The sequence below is a fragment of the Pseudarthrobacter sp. IC2-21 genome, assembly GCF_034048115.1.
In the GTDB taxonomy this organism is placed as follows: Bacteria; Actinomycetota; Actinomycetes; order Actinomycetales; family Micrococcaceae; genus Arthrobacter; species Arthrobacter naphthalenicus.
Window position 1 is genome coordinate 3,075,094 of record NZ_CP139145.1, and the last position, 22,515, is coordinate 3,097,608.

Below are 22,515 nucleotides of genomic sequence, written 5' to 3' on the forward strand. Positions count from 1 at the left end.
ACTCACCAACCAAGTGTGGCCCGCTTCCTGACGGAGGCGGGCCACACTTGTTTGGACTTGGTTACTCGGTGACGAGTTCGAGCGCGAGCTCGGTGCGGACCACCTGGGCGAGCCGCTCGGCGATGGACTCGGCGGTAGCTTCATCGGCGGCCTCCACCATGACGCGGACCACGGGCTCCGTGCCTGACGGGCGGAGCAGGACACGGCCTGTGTCGCCCAGTCCGGCCTCAGCCACGGCCACGGCCTGCTGCAGAACTTCCGAGCTGCCCACGCGGCTGCGGTCAACGCCCCTGACGTTGATGAGGACCTGAGGGAGCTTGGTCATCACGGCGGCCAGCTCCTTGAGCGGCTTGCCGGTCAGCGCGACCTGCGCGGCGAGCTGCAGGCCGGTAAGGACGCCGTCGCCGGTGGTGGCGTAGTCGGAGAAAATGACATGTCCGGACTGTTCGCCGCCGAGGTTGTAGCCGCCTTCGCGCATGCTTTCGAGAACGTAGCGGTCCCCCACTGCCGTTTCGCGGATGCTGATGCCGGCTTCACGGAGCGCGATCTTGAGGCCGAGATTGCTCATGACGGTGGCGACCAGGACGTCATCGACGAGCTTGCCCGAAGCTTTGAGGGCAACGGCCAGGATCGCCATGATCTGGTCGCCGTCCACTTCGTTGCCTTCGTGGTCCACGGCGAGGCAGCGGTCGGCGTCGCCGTCGTGGGCGATGCCGAGGTCCGCGCGGTGCTCCATGACGGCGGCTTTGAGCTGTCCCAGGTGGGTGGAGCCGACACCGTCGTTGATGTTGTGGCCGTCCGGATCCGCGCCGATGACCACGACGTCGGCGCCGGCGTCCTTGAAGACCTGGGGTGAGCAGCCGCTGGCGGCGCCGTGGGCGCAGTCCAGGACGACCTTCAAACCGTCCAGGCGGTGCGGCAGGGTGCCCAGGAGGTGGACCACGTAGCGGTCTTCGGCGTCGGAGAAGCGCTGGATGCGTCCCACGTCGGCGCCGACGGGACGGGTGGGCTCCTTGCTCATCTGCTGCTCGATGGCGTCTTCAACGTCGTCAGGGAGCTTCTGGCCGCCGCGGGCGAAGAACTTGATGCCGTTGTCCGGTGCCGGGTTGTGCGACGCGGAGATCATCACGCCGAAGTCGGCGTCAAGATCGGCCACAAGGTAGGCAGCGGCCGGCGTGGGTAGAACTCCTGCGTCGTAGACGTCAATGCCGGAGCTGGAGAGCCCGGCCTCAACGGCCGCGGCGATGAACTCACCGCTGGCGCGCGGGTCGCGAGCCACCACGGCGCGGGGCCGCGTGCCGTTCGTGTTGCGGTCATGCCCCAGCACCACGGCTGCTGCCTGGGCGAGCTGCATCGCAAGCTCCGCCGTCAACAGGCCGTTAGCCAGGCCCCGGACTCCATCTGTTCCAAATAATCTAGACACTGTGCAAGTGTATGGGATGGGGGCCGGGGGACTTGAAACGACTGGTCAGGGACGTGCCCGCTTGCTCTGGCAAGCCACACAGTTAACGGCAGAAGCCCGCCCCGCCAATGGCGGGACGGGCTTCTGTGCAAGCGGATTTAGCGCTTGGAGTACTGCTGAGCCTTGCGGGCCTTCTTGAGGCCAGCCTTCTTGCGCTCGATGATGCGTGCGTCGCGGCGCAGGTAACCGGCCTTCTTAAGAGTGGCGCGGTTGTTGTCGACGTCGATCTCGTTCAGTGAACGGGCGATGCCGAGGCGCAGGGCGCCGGCCTGGCCGGAGATGCCGCCGCCGTGGATGCGGGCGATGACGTCGTAGGCACCTTCGAGATCCAGGATCTTGAAGGGCTCGTTGACGTCCTGCTGGTGCAGCTTGTTCGGGAAGTAGTTGTCCAGCGCACGGCCGTTGATGGTCCACTTGCCGGAGCCCGGTACAACGCGGACGCGGGCAACGGCTTCCTTGCGGCGGCCAACAGCTGCGCCGGCAACAGTGAGTGCCGGGCGCTCCTTCTTGGGCGCAGCAGCTTCAGCGGCTCCGCTTTCAGAGGTGTAGCTGGTCAGGGTTTCCTCAGCCTCAACGGCTTCGGTGGTCTCTTCGTTCTGAGCCACGATTCTCCTTGTATAGATAAGTTGTTTGGTGGCCAGGACTACTGGGCGACCTGGGTAATTTCGAAAGTCTTGGGCTGCTGGGCGGCGTGGGGGTGCTCTGCACCGCGGTACACCTTCAGCTTGCCCAGCTGCTGTGCAGCGAGGGAGTTCTTGGGGAGCATGCCCTTGATGGCTTTCTCAACGGCGCGGACCGGGTTGGATTCCAGGAGTTCCGCGTAGTTGACGGAGGTCAGGCCGCCCGGGTAGCCGGAGTGGCGGTATGCGCGCTTCTGCTCCAGCTTGGCGCCGGTGAGGGCTACCTTTTCAGCGTTGATGATGATGACGAAGTCGCCCATGTCCATGTGGGATGCAAAGGTGGCCTTGTGCTTGCCGCGCAGCAGGATTGCGGTCTGGCTGGCAAGACGACCAAGGACAACGTCTGTGGCGTCAATGACGTGCCACTGGCGGTTGATATCGCCGGGCTTCGGGGTGTACGTACGCACGGTTTTTGCCTCGTTCTTGTTCTGGCGTTCTTGTTTAGGTGTCACTCAAGCGTGTGCACCTACTATCTATGCGCTACCGGAACAGAGGTGAGGGCTCTATGTAACCAGTCATCCAGAAGTCTCGAATGTGCTCGTTGAGTAGTTATCCTGCAACCGGATTCTCAAGCGGGCACGCATCATCGAGAAAGGACACGCACAACGACTACCAATGTTAGCTTGAACTCGGCCCCAGGGTCAAAATGGGTGAGCCGGACAGTCTTCGCAGCGCGCCGGCCTGATGCAAGCAGGGGGACTCGATGACTTCTTTGGGCTACGCCGGTTCAACAATGCCGCTGTTTGTGGCCGCGATCGGAGTCCTGGGACTCATCCTCTCACCGGTCGCCGACTGGCTCATCGCCAAGCTCCTTCCCCGCATCGGCGGACTGCCCTCCACGCGCGTCCGGATCACGACGGCGGTGATCACCGGCGCCCTTTGCGCCGCTTTCGCTTTGCGTTTCGGGGCCGACCCCGGGCTGCCGGCCTTTACACTCCTTGCTGTTTTGGGGATCCAGCTGGCCAGGATTGATATTTCGCTGCATCTTCTGCCTAACCCCTTGGTTTTGTCCCTATTACTAGGTGGGCTTATTTGCCTTCTGGCAGCAGTTTTTGGGGGATCGCCGTGGACAGAGGTGCTGCGCGCACTCGCCGGCGGGGCAATTCTCTTCGTCATCTACCTGATTCTGGCGATTATCTCCCCCGGTGGCATGGGAATGGGCGACGTCAAGTTCGCGGCACCCATCGGGCTTTACTTGGGATACCTAGGCTGGAGTCATCTGATGTACGGCGGCCTCCTGGGATTCATCCTGAACGGAGTCGTAACGCTCGTCGTCGTTCGCGGAAACCGCGCGGAACATGCCTCTGAGGTGCCCCACGGGCCCTCAATGCTTGCTGCCGCCGCCAGCGTAGCGCTCCTCTTGGCTTAGGCTGCGACGCCCCATCATCATTGCTACAGATCTTTAGCATCGCCGCGTCCAAGTAGTGACGTGCGTACCTACATCGCCAATGCGAGTACTCACGATTGCGTTTCGAGTACGTCATTGAAAGGACCCGAAAAAAGTCGGGTACCTCTACGCATTGTTGCCGGAAGTCCCGCCTGACAATCTCTTCTTAGCGAAGTCCAGCAACCGCTAAGAAATATGGGGGGAGCTGGAAATTCGTTGGAATAAATTCAAATCCATTTCACCGAATTAAGGAACATACAATGACTTCTCTTATGGTCTCAATGATGGCTTACGTCGCCGGCGTAAAGGATCGCCTCTCTTCCGAGAAGGGAGCGACCGCCGTTGAATACGGCCTCATGGTCGCCCTTATCGCCGTGGCCATTATCGTCACTGTCGGCCTCCTGGGCGGCCAGCTCAACCGTCTCTTCGAGGTCGTTCGCGGCCAGCTCGCCGGCATCGCACCCTAAAGCCGCATCTCATTAAAACCGAGGCGGGGCGGCGGTAGTCGGGCGACAGCTCCGCTGCCACCGCACCGCCCTTCGGATCTCCGCCTAGATACGCGCAAGTCGGCAAGTATTCAAATTTCAGGAGGGATCGTGAACGGTCTCAACCGCAAAGGTGGACGCCTCTGTGTTGCGCCCAACTCAAGTTGGCGAATCGCCACGTGCGCGAAAATCTCGCGTCGGTGCAGAAGATAGGTCGGGCAGTGAAGAAACCCTCGGTAAACCTCGGCGACAGAAATAGATCCAGGGAATTTGGGGCTGTCGCGGTCGAGTTTGCCCTCATTCTCCCCATCTTCCTCGCCTTGATCCTTGGAGTCGTCGAGTACGGTCGAGCCTTTAGCATTCAAGTTTCGATGGCCGAGGGCGCCCGCGAAGCTGCGCGATACGCAGCAATCCATTATGCAAAGGCGGGATACCTGCCCGCTACGGCAAAGCAGAAAGCCGTTGACGCTGCTCCCATAGCAGACTTGCAGCTTGGTGAGATCAACATCAGTCCCTGCGCTCCAAACCTGGATGCTGTAGTCACCATCAATGCAAATGTCAATTACCTGACTGGGCTGCCAACGCTGGTTCCCTTTCTCCCCGACATCATGAACATTTCGGCTAAGGGGGTCATGCGATGCGAAGGTTAGGCAAAAAGTTCCTGGGAAGTTTCCGGCCCGCTGACAGGGAACGCGGAGTAGTAGCTCCTCTTGCGGCACTTCTCATGGTTGTACTACTTGGCTTCAGCGCCCTTGCTGTAGACGTAGGTGCCATGTACTCAGAAAAGGCGCAGTTGCAGAATGGGGCAGACTCAGCGGCGCTCGCTGTTGCCCAGGTCTGCGCTAAAGCAACAGTATCGACTCCTTGTTCTGCCGATCAAAAGGCACGAGCTACTCCGTACGCCAACGGCAACGCGCTGGACGCTCACAGCAACGTCTTGACTGCTATCGCAAATACAACTGCGCGCAAAGTGGATGTGACCACTCAGTCTCAGACGCACGACGGAGCAAACCACTTTTCCTTGATGCTTGCCAAAGCCTTGGGAATCAACAGTACCGACATCCAGGCCACGGCCACAGCCACTTGGGGATTTCCAAGCAGCGGCGGAGGATTCCCACTTGCTTTCTCCGAGAGTTGCTACGGCCTTGGGCCTGCGACCGCCGCGACCGCGACGCTTCAACGAATTTCATGGAAACCCGGCACGACTTGTACAAATGCCTCAGGCCATACGATCCCCGGCGGATGGGGTTGGCTCACCGACACGGATGCAAACCCCTGCGTGGCTGTTACAAATATTGGAAACTTCGCGACATCAAACCCAGGCAACAAGCATCCTAAGAATTGTAAAACGATCTTAGAAGGTTGGGTTGCTACCCTCACAGCCGGCGGAAAGGTGGAGGTTGCCTTTCCCATATTTGATACGGCTTCCGGCGGAGGAAATACGGGAACGTTTCATATTATTGGATACGCCACCTTCAGAATCACGGGTTGGCATTTTGGGAACGCCAGTGGACCTTACGAATTCCGAGATAAAGCAACAGATACCGGGATGAACGCTAATCTTGCCTGTTCAGGAGGAGAAGACCGCTGCATCATCGGCGCATTCGTTCAGTTCCAAACCAGTACCGGAGGAACCGGGGGGGAGGACTTCGGAACATCAAGTGTGTCACTCGCCAATTAATAATCCACCGAGGGGGAACCTGTGAAAACACGCCTACTGGGAGGCATCATCGCATTCGTGCTGGCAATAGCTGGCACAGTCTTACTTGTCTCTTACGTTTCAGCATCCGAGGCGCGGGCCCAAAAAGACCTGCAGCCAGTCGACGTACTCGTCGTTCAACAACAAGTCGCCAAAGGCACCGACCTGGAAAAACTGAAGGCCTCAGTAAAGCTCACCTCACTGCCTTCGGCTTCAGTGCCCAACGGCGCCCTGAAGAGCCTGGACGGCCTCAACGGAAAAGTCGCCGCAGTGGACCTGCTGCCAGGAGAGGCACTACTGGGCGCACGGCTGGCTGATCCTGAAAGCTTGTCGGCTCCCGGCTCAGTCCCGGTGCCCGATGGAATGCAGGAGATCTCCGTTCAACTGGAGGCGCAGCGGGTGGTGGGCGGGCGCATCGCGGCCGGCGACACCGTTGGCATCGTGGTCCTCTTCGATAAGGGAGCCGTCAAGGACGCGCCTGATGTCGAATCCGGACAGCAGATCTTCCACAAGGTCCTGGTTACGAGCGTCCAGCGTTCCATGGCCAAGACATCTGCCTCAGCCGCGGGAGGCACCACTGCCGAAGAACAGGCCAATACTGAACTGCCCACTGGACAGCTGCTGGTCACTTTCGCCCGAAACGACGCAGATGCCGCGAAAATCGCTTTCGGGGCTAACTTCGGAACCCTGTGGCTAACGAAGGAACCGGCGTCCGCCACCGAAGGAACACCGTTGGTTGTCAAGAAGCCGGAGCTGTACCGGTGAGCAGGTTCGTAGCCATCACGGCCGACGCCGAGTTCGAAGCCCGGGCCAGGCAGGCTGCTTCCCGCCTGCACGGAACGTTCCATGGCATCGTGGCCAACTTCCTGCCGCCGGGCCCGGACGACGTTCTGGGTACGCTCTCGGGCGACCAGCTGGAAGTGATTCTGCTTGGACCAGGCCTTCCGGTGGACGACTCCATCAGGCTTGCCAGTCTGTTTGACCTCCAATATCCGGAGATCAGCGTGGTACTTGTCACAGAAAGTGATTCCGACATCGCGTTGCCCGCCATGCGGGCCGGCATAAGGGACCTCCTGGACCCCGGGGCCGAGGTCGACGCCATCCACGTCATGCTGGAGCGCGCCAGTTTAGCAGCCGCGGGGCGCCGCCGCGGCCTCGGAAACATCGTTGAACCGACGAGTGGCAACGGACGGATCATTGCAGTCATGTCCCCTAAGGGCGGTGTGGGAAAGACGACCGTGACTACCAACCTGGCCGTCGGCCTGGCAAAGCTGGACCCGATGAGCGTTGTGGTGGTCGATTTAGACCTGCAGTTCGGCGACGTAGCCTCCGGGCTCAGACTCGAACCTGAGAAGACTATCGCCGACGCTGTCAAAGGGGCGGCGGCAGGTGACAGCCTGGTACTCAAGTCGTACCTCACACTGCATCCGTCCGGCATGTACGCACTATGTGCGCCTCTTAACCCCGTGGAGGCGGACCAAATATCAGGGGAACAGGTGGCCAGATTGCTGGTGCAGCTGGCCAGCGAGTTCAAGTTCGTGGTTGTCGATACCGCACCCGGGCTTGGGGAACATGTACTCGCGAGCCTCGAACAGGCCACCGACGGCGTCTGGGTCTGCGGTATGGACATACCGAGCATCAAGGGTCTTCGGACAGGATTCTCGATCCTGACCGAGCTTGGCTTGCTGCCGCCGAACAGGCACGTGGTGCTCAACTTTGGCGACCGCCGAAGCGGACTGACACTGAAGGACGTCGAGTCAACTATCGGGTGCCCTGTGGATGTCGTGCTCCCCCGGTCACATGCGGTGCCGTATTCCACAAACAAGGGGGTCCCCCTTCTGCAGGAGTCGTCCCGGGATGCTGTCGCAAAGGGCTTGCGTCAGCTCGTTCAGCGGTTTGATCCGGCGTGGGAGCAGCGCACTCACAAAAAACTTCACCGAAGGGCGGTAGTCCAATGACACTCGCAGATCGCTTTCAATCTGTTCGCAACCAGGCGAGCCAGCAGCCGGCTGAAATCCGAACTGAAATTCCGTGGGCAGGGAAAAGTCAGACTGAGTCCGCTTGGAGTGAACCCGCCTCCAACGATCACAGCGCTGAAGCAAACGACGCCTTAACAGCGGTCAAGGAACGCGCCGGCAATGCACTTTATGAGCGTATGGGAAGCCGGATCTCAGACGCGTCCCTGGACGAGGCTGAGTTGCACGAGTACGCCAAAGGGGAGCTCCGCACCATCATCGAAGAGGATGAGATCCCTCTGTCCTCGGGGGAACGGCAGCGCTTGGTCCAGGACATCCTCGATGACGTCGTTGGTCTCGGACCGCTCCAAAAGTTCATTGCGGATGATGCGGTGACCGAGGTGATGGTCAACGGTCCGGACAAGATCTACGTTGAACGGGGAGGCAGACTCTTCCTCACGGCGTCCCGCTTCAAGTCCGAGGATCATCTGCGACGGATCATCGAGCGGATCGTCACCAAAGTAGGTAGGAGAATTGATGAATCATCTCCACTGGTGGACGCCCGCTTGGCGGACGGTTCGCGTGTTAACGCCATCATTCCGCCGTTGGCCGTCAACGGCTCGTCGCTGACGATTCGAAAGTTCGGCCAGGTGCCGCTGACGGTCAAAGATCTCATCTCTTTTGGCACCATCTCCCCGGAAATCGCCGAACTCCTGAACGCCTGCGTGCACGCGCGGCTCAACATCATCGTCTCCGGAGGCACCGGCACCGGTAAGACGACACTTCTCAATGTCTTGTCATCCTTCATTCCTCCGGACGAGCGGATCGTCACCATTGAGGACGCCGTGGAGCTTCAACTCCAGCAGGAACACGTTGTTCGGCTCGAAAGTCGGCCGAGAAACATCGAGGGCAAGGGTGAAATCAGCATCCGGGACCTCGTTCGTAACTCCCTGCGCATGCGCCCGGACAGAATTGTGATCGGCGAAGTCCGTGGCGGTGAGTCACTGGACATGCTCCAGGCCATGAACACAGGCCATGACGGGTCCATCTCAACTGTGCACGCTAACTCACCCCGTGACGCTATCGCCCGACTGGAGACCTTGGTGCTGATGGCAGGCATGGACCTGCCGCTTCGTGCCATTCGCGAACAGATCGCTTCAGCGGTAAATCTCATCGTTCACATTTCACGCCTTCGCGACGGCACCAGGCGGGTGACGCATGTCACGGAAGTTCAAGGGATGGAAGGCGACATTGTCACGCTCCAGGACGCCTTCACATTCGATTACAGCGCCGGAGTTGACGCTCACGGAAGGTTCCTCGGAAAGCCGATCCCCACCGGCGTCAGGCCTCGTTTCGCAGATCACTTCGCGGACCTGGGAATTGTCCTATCGCCGGCTGTCTTCGGGAGCTCACCGATTGGGGGTGTTTACCGGTGAGTGCCACCAGCCCGATCTTGCTGATTCTTGGTGTCCTTCTGTGCCTGGCCTCGCTAGTGTTCCTCTTCGTCGTGACCCTCCGCGGCCGCGAGGCAAATATCGAATTGTCGCGTAGGCGACCTGGCGTCGCCGAACAACCGTCTGCCCTCACCCGAGTTGCCGCATCGGCGACGTCCTTTGTCGAACGCAATATCAGCCGGAATGCCAGGTTCGGTTCCTCCTCGTCCTTGGAGGAAGCAGGACTACACCTTCGCCAGGCAGACTTCATCCTCTTACTCGGATGCGCGGCGGTAACAGCGGGGGTGGTGGGCTTTGTTCTTGGCGGCCTCGGACTGGCACTGGTGTTCGCCCTACTGACGCCTTTCGGAGGCAAGCTGTTCCTGAACATTTTGGCCGGCAAGCGCCGCGCCAAGTTCGAATCACAGCTCGGCGACACTCTGCAGATGCTCTCAGGAGGCCTACGAGCTGGCCACAGTCTGCTGAGGGCTGTGGACGCCGTGGCCCAGGAATCTGACGCGCCTACGTCAGAGGAATTCGCACGGCTGGTCAACGAGACCAGGCTCGGCCGAGACCTGAAGGACTCTATGGCCGACTCGGCTCGGCGCATGCGGAGCGAGGACTTTGACTGGATGGCCCAGGCAATCGAGATCCACCGGGAAGTCGGCGGAGACCTGGCTGAAGTACTCGACCATGTGGGAGAGACCATCCGAGAGCGGATGCAGATCAAGGGCCAAGTGCAATCCCTCAGCGCAGAGGGCAAGCTCTCGGCCTACATCCTCATTGCCTTGCCGGTCGGGATCTTCTTGTTCCTCAGCTTCTCCAACCCCGGCTACCTCGGCGTGCTGTACGCGAACGTATTGGGGTGGGTCATGCTCGGGTTTGGAGTTGTTCTGCTGGCCCTTGGGTCCTTCTGGCTGAGCCGCGTCGTCAAGATCAAGTTCTAGGAGGTGAAAGCATGAGCGCAATGGCTTGGTTCATAGTGGCAATAATCGTTGTTCCGTGTTCGCTGATGGTTTGGGCAGTGATTTCAGTGGACCGCCCCGGCTTGGCGGCCGTCCGAAGCAATCTTGGACGAGGGCGAGGAAAGGCAGCCGACGCTTCCCAAGGAGTCGAAGCCCCCTGGCTTGTGCAGTTGGGCCAGCGCCTAACGCCGAAGGGTTACCCGGCATGGCTTGACAAACTGCTCGCGAAGGCGGGCCGTCCGGCGGCCATGCCTTTGGACCGGCTGCTGGTGGTCAAGCCGGCTCTCGCTTTGGTGGCCGGAGTGGTGGGAATCCTATTGATCCTCAGGAGCCCCACGAGCATGGGCTTTCTCGTAGCCTTGTTCGTGACGGTACTCGCATACTTCGTTCCCGACCTCCTCCTGCATAGCCAGGGTGTGAAGCGCCAGGAAGCTATCGAACTGGAGTTGCCCAGCACCCTGGACCAGATGCTGATCTCAGTCGAGGCGGGCCTGGGCTTTGAGTCAGCCATGGCACGCGCTGGCCAGAACGGCAAAGGTCCTCTCGCCGCGGAACTTCTCCGGACCCTGCAGGATATGCAAGTTGGCAGGAGCCGGCGGGAAGCCTACTTGGCCATGGGACAACGCACCGGGGCGTCGGACCTTCGGAGCTTCGTGCGAGCCGTTGTCCAAGCAGACGTTTACGGTATCGCGATAGCAAGCGTCCTGCGAACACAGGCCAAGCAGATGAGGATCAAAAGGCGACAGCGCGCTGAGGAGAAAGCAATGAAGCTTCCCATCAAGGTGCTCTTTCCCTTGATGCTCTGCATCCTGCCCGTTCTGTTCATCGTCATCCTCGGGCCGGCAGTCATCAACATTATCGCGGCGTTTTCCCGCATGTAGGTGCAGGCCCGCACAAAAATGCGCCATAAGGCGCCCCAAGAACCGGACCCTCTCGGCACCCAGAACCGAGGGGGTCCGCTTGTGTGTCCAGAGGCCACGATTTCCAAGGTTTTCCGCAGCCTTCACCGAGTACAACCGCAGGGTACGCCGTAAATGGGCAGTCTTTGCGCAAGAAATTCCGAGATCGCATCTGACTGTAGCAACCGATTGCTAGCTTCGTGGTTGGGCTGGTGCAGGACCAGCCACCCATACTCGCTCAGGAGTCCCCATGCTTTCTCTTCACACCAACCTTATGATCCGCCTTCGCAGCGATGAAAGGGGCGCTACGGCCGTTGAATACGGCATCATGGTCGCACTCATCGCCGTGGTCATCATCGTCGCCGTCGGCCTCCTCGGCGGGACATTGACCACTATGTTCGAGCAAGTTAAGTGCCAGGTTGGCGGCGGCACCTGGACGGCCGTCAAGCAAACCGCTACGGCTGCCGCTGGAGGTAGCTGCGCTCCCTGAGCCGCGGCAAAGCCGCCGGCACTCAGCAAACCAGGCGGATCAGTGGCGGCGGCATTCAGGCCGCCGCCACCTCGCTTCCCCAACCAGAGTTGGCCTGACGGAAAGGCATTCAAATGTCCAGGGCATCCGAGCGCGGCGCGGTAGCCGTCGAGTTTGCGATCGTGGCGCCCCTTCTGGTCATGCTGCTGCTGGGCATCATGGAATTCAGTCGCGTCTATAACGCCCAAGCTACGCTTTCGGCCGCAGCCCGCGAAGGCGTCCGGGTGATGGCAATCACCGGGAAAACGGCCGATGCCACGAACGCCGCCAAAACTGCGGCCGCATCATTGACCCCTGGTTTGCAGGCGACGGATATGCATTTCGGGACCACGTGCCCCTCAACCATTACCCCTGGCACAAGCCCTCAGACCACCGTCACCGTCACTTACACGCTGTCGTCCATCACAGGTTTCGCAGGCCCTTTCAAAATGAGCGGAACCGGAGCCATGCTGTGCGGCGGTTGAGAAAAGACAGCAACGGCGAGCGCGGCGCGGTCAGTGTCATCGTAGCCCTCTCGCTAGTGGCTCTCTTGGGCTTTGGCGCCATGGCAGTGGACGTGTCCATGATGTTCGCCGAGCGAACGCAACTGCGCAACGGCGCCGATGCGGCCTCCTTGGCCATCGCCCAGACGTGTGCCAAATACCCCGCCAATGCTGGCTGCACCAGCCCATCCACCCTTGCCTCGAGCATGGCCAACAGCAATGCCACGGACAGGCTCAGCAACGTCAAGTCCATAGACCGGACTACGCCCAACACCGTGACGGTAACTGTTGGCGCCCAAGAGGCCGGTCATACGCCAAACCAGGTGTCGCTCATTTTCGCGCGGGTCCTCGGCATCAACACCGCCGAAGTGACAGCCAGTTCCACCGCAAAGTGGGGCGTTCCATCCAAGGGACCGGTGATTATGCCGCTGGCCATCCCAACCTGCCGGCTCGACCTGACCACCGGGTCTATAGCCGGAGCCGTCCAGGTGCTCAAACAGGATGTTAATGATTGCGGCGGGATACCGGGCGGATTCGGCTGGATCGATACACCCGGTGCAACAAAATGCGGCCTGACGCTCAAGGCCGGCGCATCGAATGATAGCGGCGTGTGGTTCACCAGCAATACGGGTGCCAGCACACCATCGCTCTGCACCGCGGCCGACTTCAGCCAAATGAACGATCAAACGGTGCTATTGCCGCTCTACGACTGGGCCACCGGAACGGGCTCCACCGGCAAGTACTACATCAAAGGCTTCGCCGCCTTCCACATCACGGGCTACCAGTTTCCAAGCATCGGCTTCACCACCGGCGCGAAGGTGGATAACAAGTCGATCCGCGGCTATTTCGTCAAGTTCGTTTCGCTGTCTCAAGCCTTCGAACTCGGCAACACCCCCGATTACGGCGCGGCCATTGTCCGCCTCACCCCCTAGCAAGTCCCGAATACACAGGAGCAGTCAGTGAAGTCACGTTTGTTGGCAGGAGTGGTGGCAGTGCTGCTGGCCATCGTCGGGGCAGTCATCGTTGTCTCCTACGCCCAGGGCGCGGACCAGCGGGCCGTCAAGGGCCTGGATCCGGTGAATGTCCTGGTGGTCACCAAAAAGGTCCCGGCCGGTTCCACCGCGGAAGCACTGAAAGCATCAGTCGCACTTCAGCAACTGCCGGGCACCGCCGTCGCCAAGACCGCACTGAGCACCCTCGACGGGGCGGCCGGGAAAGTCACCTCCGCCGAGCTCGTGCCCGGTGAGCAACTCCTCGCCGAACGCCTCGTCTCACCTGGAGATCTGGAGACCTCCGGCTCGGTGCCTATTCCGGCCGGTCTTCAGGAGGTTTCGTTCCAGCTCGAACCGCAGCGCGTCGTCGGCGGGCGGTTGGCCCCCGGAGACCACGTCGGCATCTTCATTAACATGCACGGGGGCGCTGTCGAGGCCAAGCCCGACAAGGAAACGACTCAACTTTCCATTCACAAAGTCCTGGTAACGGCCGTACAGCGCGCCCCCGAAGGAGCCGTTGCTAAGCCGGCGCCCTCGGCGAGTGCTGGAGCAGAGCCAAACCCCCGGGACGTCAACCTACCCACCGGATCCCTGATGATCACAGTGGCCGTCAATGACATCAACGCCGGCAAGATAGTTTTCGCTTCTGAGTTCTCGGAGTTCGCCTCTATCTGGCTCAGCAGGGAACCTCTCGACGCGACGGACAGCGGCCCCCGCGTCATGATCCGGCCGGATGTCTACAAATGAGCCGCTTCGTCCTGATCACGCCCGACGTCGACTTCGACGCGCGCCTCCGCCAGGCCGTCGCCGGCGGGCTCCAGGGCGGCGTGCAGACGTTCTTCACCAGCCTGCTCCCTGCCGATCCGTTCGACCTCTTCGCGCATCTGGACCACGGCCAGCCCGAGGTCCTCGTCCTGGGGCCGGAAGTCCCCGTCGATGACGCGCTCCGCCTCGCCACCGTGATCAGCGTCCGGTTCCCGGAACTCAGCGTCATCATTTCGGCCGAACCGGACCCTAATTTCCTGATCCAGGCCATGCGTGCCGGCGTCCGGGACATCATCGCCCCGGACTCCGACCCCGCCCAGATGCGGGTCCTCCTGGAGCGCGCCAGCCAGTCCTTCGCCAGCCGCCACCGCGCACCGGCACCCGTCCAGCCGGCCGAAACCAACAAGGGCCTGGTCATCGGCGTCTTCTCGCCCAAAGGCGGGGTCGGCAAAACGACGATTGCCACCAACATCGCCATCGGCCTGGGCAAGCTGGCGCCGATGAGCGTGGTGATCGTTGACCTCGACCTCCAGTTCGGCGACGTCGCCTCCGGGCTCTACCTGGACCCCGAGCACACGGTCACGGACGCCGTCTCCCCCGCCGCGAGCCTGGACTCCCTGGTCCTGAAGGCATTCCTAACGGTCCACCCGGGCAGCATCTACGCCCTCTGCGCCCCACCCACTCCCATCGACGCTGACGAGATCACACCGGAACAGATCAGCCGGCTGCTGGAACAACTGTCCGAGCAGTTCCAGTACGTGATCGTCGATACCGCCCCAGGACTGCCCGAAATTGGACTCGCCGCCATGGAAAAGTGCACCGACGTGGTCTGGGTCAGCGCCATGGACATCCCCAGCGTCCGGGGCCTGCGCTCCGGCCTGGAAATCCTGCGCCAACTGGACATCCTGCCTGAATCCCGGCACGTGGTGCTGAACATGGCTGATCCCAAAATCGGCCTCACCGTCCAGGACATGGAATCCACCATCGGTGCACCGGTGGACGTCAGCATCCCGCGGTCCCGGGCAGTGGCCCTCTCCACGAACCGCGGCATCCCCGTGCTCCAGGACCCGCAAAAGGATCCGGCCACCAAAGGACTCAACCAGCTCGTGGAACGCTTCAACCCTGCCCGCCGGGAGAAATCCCAGCGCAGGCTGCACCGGCGGGTCGTGGTCTAGATGAAACTTTCAGAGCGCATCAGCGCCGCCCAGTCCAAGGTCCAGTCCCGGACCCAGCCAGTACAGGCCCGGGCGTCGTCGCCCACCCTGGAGCTGCCGCGCCCCGAACTTCCGGCCAAACGCACCCAGTGGTTTGACCAAAAGACAGAGGAAGAGCCGACGACGGCGGCACCCGCCGCTGCGGCCGCCGTCGCCGATCTGCCCGAGGAAGTGCGTCCGAAAGCCCAGCAGCCGGTGGACGTCTTTGCCGCCCTCAAGGAACGGGCCGCCACCGCGCTCTTCGAGCACCTCGGTGCCAGGTTCAATGACTCCGCCATCACGGAGCAGGAACTGAAGTCCTCTGCCCGCGACGAACTCACCAAGATCATCGACGCCGAGCAGGTGCCGCTCTCGGCCGACGAGCGCACCCGGCTGGTCCAGGACGTCGCCGATGACGTGCTGGGCTACGGCCCGCTGCAGCGGCTGCTCGACGATCCGGCCGTCACCGAAATCATGGTCAACCGGATGGACCAGATCTATGTGGAGCGGAAAGGGCACCTGACGCTGGCCGAGACCAGGTTCAGTTCCGAGGAGCACCTGCGCCGGGTCATCGAACGCATCGTGTCCAAGGTGGGCCGCCGCATTGACGAGTCCTCTCCCCTGGTGGATGCCCGCCTGGAGGACGGCTCCCGCGTCAACGCCGTCATCCCGCCCCTGGCGGTGGGCGGGTCCTCGCTCACCATCCGCAAATTCAGCAAGGTCCCGCTGACGGTCCGGAACCTCATCGACTTCGGCACCCTGACCCCTGAAATGGCGGAACTGCTGAACGCCTGCGTGAAGGCCAAGCTGAACATCATCGTGTCCGGCGGAACAGGAACGGGCAAGACCACCCTGCTCAACGTCCTGTCATCATTCCTGCCGGCCAACGAACGGATCGTGACCATCGAGGATGCAGTGGAACTCCAGATCCAGCAGGACCATGTGGTCCGGCTGGAGAGCAGGCCGCCCAACACAGAGGGCAAAGGCGAGGTGACCATCCGCGAACTCCTCCGGAACTCCCTGCGCATGCGCCCGGACCGGATTGTGGTGGGCGAGGTCCGCGGCGGGGAATCACTGGACATGCTCCAGGCCATGAACACCGGCCACGACGGCTCCCTCTCCACCGTGCACTCCAACTCGCCGCGCGACGCCGTGGCCCGCCTGGAAACTCTGGTGCTGATGGCCGGCATGGACCTGCCGCTGCGGGCCATCCGCGAACAGATCGCATCCGCCGTAAACCTCATCGTGCAGATTTCCAGGCTCCGGGACGGGTCACGAAGAATCACCCACGTGACCGAGGTCCAGGGCATGGAAGGTGACATTGTGACTCTCCAGGACGCCTTCGTGTTCGACTACTCCGCCGGCGTCGACGCCCACGGACGCTTCCTGGGCAAGCCGGTGGCAACAGGAATCCGCCCGCGGTTCATTGACCGGTTCGAAGACCTGGGCATCCATGTCTCCCCTGCTGTGTTCGCTTCTCCCCTGAGCCCGGCGGCAGCCGGCGACGGCAAGGGATAGGGCCATCATGATATTCGTTGGAGCCGCGCTCCTTTTCATTGCCCCCATCTTGGTCGGCTTCGCACTGGTGCTGCCCAGGATCCCCGATATTGCGCTGGACCGCCGCCGGCCCTATGAGGCCGATCCGCCGTCGGGCCTTACCCGCTTGGCTGATACCACGGTGGGTGCCCTGGACCGGTTCCTGGCCAAAAGGAACGTCCGGCTCTTCAGCCGTGAGGCATTGGAGAACGCCGGGGTCCGCCTGAGCCAGGCCGAGTTCACGGTGCTGGTCATTGCCGGGGCCATCGTCGGCGCACTGGTGGGACTGGTGATCGGCGTACCGTTCGTGTCCTTCCTCCTAGTGATTCTGGCGCCGTTCGTGGGCCATCTGGTACTGGGATTCCTGGCCGGCAAACGGCGAGCGAAGTTCGATCAGCAACTCGGCGACACCCTGCAACTGTTGTCCGGCGGCCTCCGCGCAGGCCACAGCATCCTCCGGGCCATCGACGCCGCCGCGGCCGAGTCCCAGAGCCCCACGTCCGAAGAAATGCGCCGCGTCATCACCGAGACAAGCCTGGGCCGTGACCTGCTGGACTCCTTGACCGACACCTCCGAGCGCATGCAGAACGAGGACTTCGTCTGGATCGCCCAAGCCATCCAGATCAACCGCGAAGTCGGCGGGAACCTGGCGGAGGTCCTGGACCAGGTCAACGAGACCATCCGCGAGCGCAGCGAGATCAAAGGACACATCAAGTCCCTCGCCGCGGAGGGCAAGTTCTCCGCCTACATCCTGATCGCCATGCCGTTCGGCATTGTCCTGATGCTCATGGTGGTCAACCCCGGCTACATGAACTCGATGTTCACCCACCCGCTCGGCTGGGGCATGATCGCGGCGTCCGTCATCCTCATGACCATCGGCAGCCTGTGGATGCGCAAAATCATCGATCTGAAGTTCTGAGGCCCCCGTGAGTCCACTTGTGATCTCCGCGCTGCTGCTGGTCTCGCTGCCCACCGGCTACCTGGCCTGGTCCATCCTCTCCGTGGACCGGAAAGCCCGGACCGCCACGGTGGCCATCCTGAACCGCGGCAGAAGGGCCACCGAAACGCCCGAAAAGAAAACCGCCAGCCTCCTGGCCGGCCTCGGCTACCGCCTTGCACCGGCTGCCTATGTCCGCAAACTGGACGGTTTGCTCGCCCTGGCCGGAAGGCCGAGCGGCTGGCCCCTGGCCCGTATCCTGATCGCCAAACCCGTGCTGGGCCTCATCGGCGCGGTGCTGTGCTTCCTCATCAGCACCAGCAGCCCGCAACCCATCATCAAGCTCGCCGGGATTTTCCTCCTCCTCCTCGGCTACTTCATCCCGGACCTGCTCCTGTACAGCAAGGGCATGGAGCGTCAGAAGGCCATGCAGCTGGAGCTGGCCAACACCCTGGACCAGATGCTCATCTCGGTGGAGGCCGGCCTCGGCTTCGAAGGGGCCATGGCCCGCGCCGGCGAAAACGGCAAGGGCCCGCTGGCCGAGGAACTGGTCCGCACCCTGCAGGACATGCAGGTGGGCCGCAGCCGCCGCGAGTCCTACCAGGCCCTGGCCGAACGCACCAACATTCCTGAGCTGCGCAGCTTCGTCCAGGCTGTGGTCCAGGCGGACACCTACGGCATTGCCATCAGCCGGGTCCTGCGCATCCAGGCGAAGGTCATGCGGGTCAAACGCCGGCAGCGGGCCGAGGAAAAGGCCATGAAACTTCCCGTGATGATTCTGTTCCCTCTTCTGTTCTTCATCTTTCCCGTGCTGTTCATCGCAATTCTGGGCCCGGCGGTTATCAACACGGTTGTCACGTTTAGCGGCCAGTAAGCGCAAAATCAAGCTGGGCAAGGATGACTCAAGGTTTCCACAGGTTCTACCGAAAATAGACTCCGGCCGGGCTCCAGGAAGTAGCCTTGCAGGATGGACAGTGCACCACTTACCTCCAGCAGCGGGGGTGTTCCCGCAGAGCCGTTGGCCGCGGGATCCGTTGTGGACGTTAAGGGTGGCGTGCATCCAAGCGGGCCGACGGCGGGCGGCGGGGTGGTCCGGTGGGTTGAACTGGAGATCCTGGCAGAGCTGGAAGCCGAACTGGACGGCCCCGAACTTGCCCGCGGATTTGCCCGTGATTATGCCGCCATGTGGGACCAGCGCTTCAGCCGGGTGGCCGCGGCCGTGCTGGCCCACGACCGCAAGGCCGCCCTGGACGCCGTCATCAGCCTCCGGATTGCTTCTACCATGGTGGGCGGAGTCCGCTTGGCCATGCTGGCCCAGCAGCTGGAGGACGCTGTCCGCCTTGATGACTACGTCAAGGGCCAGGACCTGCTCGCAGGTGTGGCCGAGTCCGGCGTCAATACAGTGTCAGAGCTGCAGGCGAACTACATCCTCAGGGACTAGCAGCGGTCAGCCCAGTCCCGGCCACGCGGGGGCGTCCGTCCGCAGGGGCGCCAGCCGGTACCCCACTCCCCGCACGGTCTGCAGCCACCGCGGTGAATGCGGATCCTCCTTCAGCTTGCGCCGAAGATTGCCGATATGAACTTCCACGGCGCGCTCGTCGGCGTCGCTGATGTACGCATCATGCTCGTAAAGGTCACCGCGGACAGCACGGACCAAATCGGACCGGGTGCACACTGCGCCCTCGCCCCGAAGGAGGGTGTGCAGCAGGTCGAACTCACTGCGGGTCAGCCCCAGGGGTGTCTCGTCAACCACCACGGTGCGCGTTCGGGAGTCCAGTGCCAGCCCGTTATGCCGCAGAACTCCCGTTTGGCCCGGCCTTGAATGCCCGGCCGGCGTGTGGCCCGCGGAGAGGCCGAAGGATGCCGGAGCAGCCGGTGCCGCCACCCAGGAGCCGGGAGCCTCCTGCGGCCGGTTCATCTGGTGGCGGGGCCGGCGCATCATGGCTGCCACCCTCGCCCTCAGCTCGCGCGGCCGGAAGGGCTTGGCGATGTAGTCGTCCGCGCCGCCATTCAGGGCCGACAGCAGGTCCGGCTCTTCCGTCCTGCCGGTCAGCATCACCACGTAGGCGTCACTGAAATTCCTGATCCGCCTCAGGACTTCAAAGCCGTCAATATCCGGTAGGCCGATGTCCAGGGTGACCACGTGGGCCTTGTTGTTCCGGACCACCTCCACGCCGTCCCGCCCGTCGACCGCGGTATGGACTTCGAAGCCCGACTGGCGCAACACTCCCTCCAGGAGATTGCGAATGTCCGCATCGTCTTCAATTACTACTGCTACCCCAAGATCTTCCATTGCTATCCCTGATGCCAGGTGAAAAAGGCCCCCATCAGCCCAGCGCCAATCCCTTATCCACTCCAACTCTGTATACCGTACAAGCATGAACACGAGATGACACGTAGTTTCGGCTTTAGGCCTCGAAAGTCAATTAGTATGACAACCCAAGCACATTAGGATTCCTACGCTTGATTGAGCCGGTCTTTGGCAGACCGGCTGCAGGTTTCATTAGTGACGGATGGGGGCCGTCGGGACATTTGGAGATCCCTATGGCTGTACACCCCTCGCAGCGGGGAGTGGCGCACTACTTCCGGAAGCTCGGGCGCCGCACCCAGGTGGCGCTGTGCCAGCTTCCGCTGTCCATGCTTGTCGGCCTCCTGGGCGTGGCCACCCCGTTCACTTGGCCGTCTCTCCTCGCCAGTCCCGCCTACGTGGCCGGAATCGGACTGCATCTCGCACTGTTCGCCGCCTGTTTTGTCATCCCTTGGGAGAGGATGCCCAGCAGTGCGTACCTGAGCATCCCGGTGCTTGACCTGCTGGCGATCGGTCTGCTGCGGAACGGTGCCGCACCCCATCTGCCCGGGCTGGCGATCCTGGTGGTCTTTCCGATCATCTGGCTGGCTGCCTCGGGCATGCTGGTCCGTACCACCCTGCTGCTGAGTGCCGTGGGCCCGTTCCTGATCATGCTCCCGCCAGCCTCGGCCAGGCTCCAACATCTGACGGCTGCGGACATCACCTCCCTGGTTCTCTTCCCGCTCATGATGCTGGCCGTTGCACTGGCCATCCGCTTCGCCAGCGTTAATGTGCGGGTTCAGCAGCGCGAACTGCAGGCCATGGGACAGGAACTGCGCGAGCTGCTCTCGGCGAGCCGGGAACGCGAGGAACTACTCACCACCATCCTGGACGCCACCGACGTCGCGGTGGCCGCCGTCGACCGCTCCGGACGGTACCTGCTGACGAACAGCCGGCAGCGCATTTTCCGGCAGGCCACCGGGGTGGCCCATGAGATGCCGGGGCAGGGGCATCAACTCATCTACGGTCAGGACAGGCAGACCCTGCTGCCGCCCGACAAGCGGCCCATCAACAGGGCCATCGCCGGCGAATCGTTCGCCGACTACCTCGTCTGGGCCGGAGCGGAACCCGGCCAGCGCGCCTATTCCACCGCCGCGCGGCCGTTAACCTCCGAAGATGGCCGCCTCAACGGCGCGGTGGTGGTCTACAGCGACGTGACCGGCTGGGTGGAGGCACTGGCCGCCCACGAAGAGCTGATCTCCAACGTCTCCCACGAGTTCAGGACGCCGTTGAACTCCATCCTCGGCAACGTGGACCTGGTGTTCGAGGACGATGCCGGGCTGTCCCCCGTCACGGCCCAGCGGCTCTCCGTGGTGCAACGGAATTCGGAGCGGCTGCTGGCTCTGCTGTCCGATCTGTCGGCCACAGCCTCAGCGGTCCTGAAAGTGCACCCGAAACGGACCGACCTTGCCAGCCTTGTGGAGAGCAGCCTCAGCTCGGCCCGGGCCGAGGCGGACCGGTCAGGGATCCGGCTCGTGGCGGATGTCCCCTCCCCCCTGTGGGCATATGCTGACCCGCTGCGCATCGGGCAGGCGCTGGATAACCTGGTCTCCAACGCCATCAAGTACTCCCCCGGCGGCGGCGTGGTGGACATCAGTGCCGGCGCCAGCGGGGATTGGGTGCAGCTTCGCGTCCGCGACACGGGGATGGGAATGAACGCGGACGACGCCGCCAGGGTTTTCCGCCGCTACTTCCGCACCGACTCCGCCCGGGAAGCAGCCATCCCGGGAGCCGGGCTGGGCCTGTCCATCACCAAGATGATCGTGGAGCGGCACGGCGGGCGGGTGGCCTGCACCAGTGATCAGGGCGAAGGCAGCACCTTCACGGTGACGCTCCCGGCGGACGGCCCGCCGCCGTCGTTCTAGCCGGACGCTAGTGCTTCCGCACCGCCCGGGTCAGCTCCGCACGGGCCAGCATCTCGTCGTCGGACGGGTAGGCCACTTCCTCCAGGACCAGCGGGTGCGGCGCGGCCAGGACTGACTTGGCGTCCCGCTTCTTCGCCAGGAGCCTCTCGTACAGCCAGCCCGGCTCCTCCACGCCCTCGCCCACAAATAGGGCCGAGCCCACCAGGGACCGGACCATGTTGTGGCAGAAAGCATCCGCCTGGACCGAGGCCACAATGACCCCGTCCTCGCCGCGGCGGAACTCGAAGCGCTGGAGCTCACGGATGGTGGTGGCGCCTTCCCGCGGCTTGCAGTAGGACAGGAAGTTCTGCAGCCCCAGCAGCTTGGACGCACCCTCGTTCAACAGCGAAACGTCCAGGGGGCTCTTGTGCCATAGCGTGAAGTAGCGTTCCAGCGGGTCCCACAAGGCCGGGCCGTCGGCAATGCGGTAGCTGTAGCGGCGCCACAGGGCGGAGAAGCGGGCGTCGAAACCGACCGGAGCCAGCTGCACCTGGTGGACCTCGATGGCTCCGGACAGGTCGCCGAGGCCACGGCTGAGTGCACCCCGCAGACGGCGAACCAGCGCGACGCCGGGATCCAGTTCGTGCCCGCGCGGCAGTCCCAGCCACTCGGCTTCGGTGAGGTCAAGGTGGACCACCTGGCCCCGGGCGTGCACGCCCGCGTCGGTCCGCCCTGCCACGGTGACCCGGACGGGACGCCGGACCAGCAAGGCCAGCGCCTCCTCCAGGACTCCCTGTACGGTGCGCAGGCCGGGCTGGAGCGCCCACCCGCTGAAGGGGCCGCCGTCGTACGACAGATCAAGGCGGATACGCAAAAACCCGCCGCCCCCTGAAACGGGGGCCGCGGGTTTTTGGTCGTTCATAGA

At 62.6% G+C, this 22,515-nt stretch carries 24 protein-coding genes; 19 read left to right on the forward strand and 5 right to left on the reverse strand.

All coding sequences use genetic code 11. The features are described from left to right. Positions 1 to 61: 61 nt before the first annotated feature. From glmM to rplM, 3 genes are all read right to left on the reverse strand, one after another. Entirely contained in the window at positions 62 to 1,423 is a 1,362-nt protein-coding gene (gene glmM, locus SBP01_RS14045; RefSeq protein WP_320536201.1) for a phosphoglucosamine mutase, read from the reverse strand. Between the two features lie 137 nt (positions 1,424 to 1,560). After that, positions 1,561 to 2,067: a 30S ribosomal protein S9 gene (rpsI, locus tag SBP01_RS14050; RefSeq protein ID WP_164205955.1), complete on the reverse strand. Its 507-nt coding sequence runs from the start codon at positions 2,065 to 2,067 to the stop codon at positions 1,561 to 1,563. 38 nt (positions 2,068 to 2,105) lie between these two features. Then, positions 2,106 to 2,549, reverse strand: coding sequence for a 50S ribosomal protein L13 (rplM, locus tag SBP01_RS14055; protein ID WP_015937805.1), 444 nt, complete (start codon positions 2,547 to 2,549; stop codon positions 2,106 to 2,108). Positions 2,550 to 2,845: 296 nt separating this feature from the next. Here rplM and SBP01_RS14060 point away from each other — a divergent pair, with 296 nt between their 5' ends. From SBP01_RS14060 to SBP01_RS14145, 18 genes are all read left to right on the forward strand, one after another. Beyond that, entirely contained in the window at positions 2,846 to 3,511 is a 666-nt protein-coding gene (locus tag SBP01_RS14060; protein ID WP_320536202.1) for a prepilin peptidase, read from the forward strand. A 278-nt stretch (positions 3,512 to 3,789) separates the two neighbouring features. Beyond that, entirely contained in the window at positions 3,790 to 3,996 is a 207-nt protein-coding gene (locus SBP01_RS14065; RefSeq protein WP_320536203.1) for a Flp family type IVb pilin, read from the forward strand. Positions 3,997 to 4,193: 197 nt separating this feature from the next. Beyond that, on the forward strand, positions 4,194 to 4,664 hold the full coding sequence (locus SBP01_RS14070) for a TadE/TadG family type IV pilus assembly protein (RefSeq protein ID WP_320536204.1): 471 nt from the start codon (positions 4,194 to 4,196) through the stop codon (positions 4,662 to 4,664). Further along, a complete protein-coding gene (locus SBP01_RS14075) occupies positions 4,652 to 5,695 on the forward strand; it encodes a Tad domain-containing protein (protein ID WP_320536205.1) in 1,044 nt (347 codons plus the stop codon). The genes SBP01_RS14070 and SBP01_RS14075 overlap by 13 nt, the downstream gene beginning before the upstream one ends. 21 nt (positions 5,696 to 5,716) lie before the next feature. Then, complete coding sequence (gene cpaB / locus SBP01_RS14080; protein WP_320536206.1) at positions 5,717 to 6,478, forward strand: Flp pilus assembly protein CpaB; 762 nt, start codon at positions 5,717 to 5,719, stop codon at positions 6,476 to 6,478. After that, positions 6,475 to 7,671, forward strand: a complete 1,197-nt coding sequence (locus SBP01_RS14085; RefSeq protein WP_320536207.1) for an AAA family ATPase — start codon at positions 6,475 to 6,477, stop codon at positions 7,669 to 7,671. The genes cpaB and SBP01_RS14085 overlap by 4 nt, the downstream gene beginning before the upstream one ends. Then, a complete protein-coding gene (locus SBP01_RS14090) occupies positions 7,668 to 9,104 on the forward strand; it encodes a CpaF family protein (protein WP_320538353.1) in 1,437 nt (478 codons plus the stop codon). The genes SBP01_RS14085 and SBP01_RS14090 overlap by 4 nt, the downstream gene beginning before the upstream one ends. Next, positions 9,101 to 10,048, forward strand: coding sequence for a type II secretion system F family protein (locus SBP01_RS14095; RefSeq protein WP_320536208.1), 948 nt, complete (start codon positions 9,101 to 9,103; stop codon positions 10,046 to 10,048). The genes SBP01_RS14090 and SBP01_RS14095 overlap by 4 nt, the downstream gene beginning before the upstream one ends. A 182-nt stretch (positions 10,049 to 10,230) precedes the next feature. Then, the gene (locus SBP01_RS14100) at positions 10,231 to 10,947 is read left to right on the forward strand and encodes a type II secretion system F family protein (RefSeq protein ID WP_320538354.1); all 717 of its coding nucleotides are present in this window, start codon (positions 10,231 to 10,233) and stop codon (positions 10,945 to 10,947) included. A gap of 268 nt (positions 10,948 to 11,215) precedes the next feature. Next, positions 11,216 to 11,455 (forward strand): Flp family type IVb pilin, encoded by a 240-nt coding sequence (locus SBP01_RS14105; RefSeq protein WP_320536209.1) that lies wholly within the window; start codon positions 11,216 to 11,218, stop codon positions 11,453 to 11,455. A 113-nt stretch (positions 11,456 to 11,568) separates the two neighbouring features. Next, a complete protein-coding gene (locus SBP01_RS14110; protein ID WP_320536210.1) occupies positions 11,569 to 11,958 on the forward strand; it encodes a TadE family protein in 390 nt (129 codons plus the stop codon). Beyond that, complete coding sequence (locus tag SBP01_RS14115; protein ID WP_320536211.1) at positions 11,946 to 12,908, forward strand: Tad domain-containing protein; 963 nt, start codon at positions 11,946 to 11,948, stop codon at positions 12,906 to 12,908. The genes SBP01_RS14110 and SBP01_RS14115 overlap by 13 nt, the downstream gene beginning before the upstream one ends. 27 nt (positions 12,909 to 12,935) lie before the next feature. Next, complete coding sequence (locus tag SBP01_RS14120) at positions 12,936 to 13,715, forward strand: Flp pilus assembly protein CpaB (protein WP_320536212.1); 780 nt, start codon at positions 12,936 to 12,938, stop codon at positions 13,713 to 13,715. Continuing rightward, positions 13,712 to 14,908 carry an AAA family ATPase gene (locus SBP01_RS14125; RefSeq protein WP_320536213.1) on the forward strand — a complete coding sequence of 399 codons (1,197 nt, stop codon included), beginning with the start codon at positions 13,712 to 13,714 and terminating at the stop codon, positions 14,906 to 14,908. The genes SBP01_RS14120 and SBP01_RS14125 overlap by 4 nt, the downstream gene beginning before the upstream one ends. Then, complete coding sequence (locus tag SBP01_RS14130) at positions 14,909 to 16,444, forward strand: CpaF family protein (protein WP_320536214.1); 1,536 nt, start codon at positions 14,909 to 14,911, stop codon at positions 16,442 to 16,444. A gap of 4 nt (positions 16,445 to 16,448) precedes the next feature. Beyond that, entirely contained in the window at positions 16,449 to 17,381 is a 933-nt protein-coding gene (locus SBP01_RS14135) for a type II secretion system F family protein (RefSeq protein WP_320538355.1), read from the forward strand. A 7-nt stretch (positions 17,382 to 17,388) separates the two neighbouring features. Next, on the forward strand, positions 17,389 to 18,273 hold the full coding sequence (locus SBP01_RS14140) for a type II secretion system F family protein (RefSeq protein ID WP_320536215.1): 885 nt from the start codon (positions 17,389 to 17,391) through the stop codon (positions 18,271 to 18,273). A gap of 93 nt (positions 18,274 to 18,366) precedes the next feature. Next, entirely contained in the window at positions 18,367 to 18,840 is a 474-nt protein-coding gene (locus tag SBP01_RS14145; protein ID WP_320536216.1) for an Hpt domain-containing protein, read from the forward strand. A 6-nt stretch (positions 18,841 to 18,846) separates the two neighbouring features. Here SBP01_RS14145 and SBP01_RS14150 read toward each other — a convergent pair whose 3' ends face one another. Next, positions 18,847 to 19,692: a response regulator transcription factor gene (locus tag SBP01_RS14150; protein WP_320536217.1), complete on the reverse strand. Its 846-nt coding sequence runs from the start codon at positions 19,690 to 19,692 to the stop codon at positions 18,847 to 18,849. A 251-nt stretch (positions 19,693 to 19,943) separates the two neighbouring features. Here SBP01_RS14150 and SBP01_RS14155 point away from each other — a divergent pair, with 251 nt between their 5' ends. After that, positions 19,944 to 21,611, forward strand: coding sequence for a sensor histidine kinase (locus tag SBP01_RS14155; protein WP_320536218.1), 1,668 nt, complete (start codon positions 19,944 to 19,946; stop codon positions 21,609 to 21,611). Between the two features lie 7 nt (positions 21,612 to 21,618). Here SBP01_RS14155 and SBP01_RS14160 read toward each other — a convergent pair whose 3' ends face one another. After that, on the reverse strand, positions 21,619 to 22,512 hold the full coding sequence (locus tag SBP01_RS14160; protein ID WP_320536219.1) for a tRNA pseudouridine synthase A: 894 nt from the start codon (positions 22,510 to 22,512) through the stop codon (positions 21,619 to 21,621). Positions 22,513 to 22,515: the final 3 nt, after the last annotated feature.

Excerpts from the sequence above, each read along its gene's own strand:
- SBP01_RS14060 (WP_320536202.1), top strand. The coding sequence starts at position 2,846 with ATGACTTCTTTGGGCTACGCCGGTTCAACAATGCCGCTGTTTGTGGCC.
- SBP01_RS14065 (WP_320536203.1), top strand. The coding sequence starts at position 3,790 with ATGACTTCTCTTATGGTCTCAATGATGGCTTACGTCGCCGGCGTAAAG.
- SBP01_RS14075 (WP_320536205.1), top strand. The coding sequence starts at position 4,652 with ATGCGAAGGTTAGGCAAAAAGTTCCTGGGAAGTTTCCGGCCCGCTGAC.
- SBP01_RS14090 (WP_320538353.1), top strand. The coding sequence starts at position 7,668 with ATGACACTCGCAGATCGCTTTCAATCTGTTCGCAACCAGGCGAGCCAG.
- SBP01_RS14105 (WP_320536209.1), top strand. The coding sequence starts at position 11,216 with ATGCTTTCTCTTCACACCAACCTTATGATCCGCCTTCGCAGCGATGAA.
- SBP01_RS14110 (WP_320536210.1), top strand. The coding sequence starts at position 11,569 with ATGTCCAGGGCATCCGAGCGCGGCGCGGTAGCCGTCGAGTTTGCGATC.
- SBP01_RS14125 (WP_320536213.1), top strand. The coding sequence starts at position 13,712 with ATGAGCCGCTTCGTCCTGATCACGCCCGACGTCGACTTCGACGCGCGC.
- SBP01_RS14130 (WP_320536214.1), top strand. The coding sequence starts at position 14,909 with ATGAAACTTTCAGAGCGCATCAGCGCCGCCCAGTCCAAGGTCCAGTCC.
- SBP01_RS14145 (WP_320536216.1), top strand. The coding sequence starts at position 18,367 with ATGGACAGTGCACCACTTACCTCCAGCAGCGGGGGTGTTCCCGCAGAG.
- SBP01_RS14150 (WP_320536217.1), bottom strand. The coding sequence starts at position 19,692 with ATGGAAGATCTTGGGGTAGCAGTAGTAATTGAAGACGATGCGGACATT.
- SBP01_RS14155 (WP_320536218.1), top strand. The coding sequence starts at position 19,944 with ATGGCTGTACACCCCTCGCAGCGGGGAGTGGCGCACTACTTCCGGAAG.
- SBP01_RS14160 (WP_320536219.1), bottom strand. The coding sequence starts at position 22,512 with ATGAACGACCAAAAACCCGCGGCCCCCGTTTCAGGGGGCGGCGGGTTT.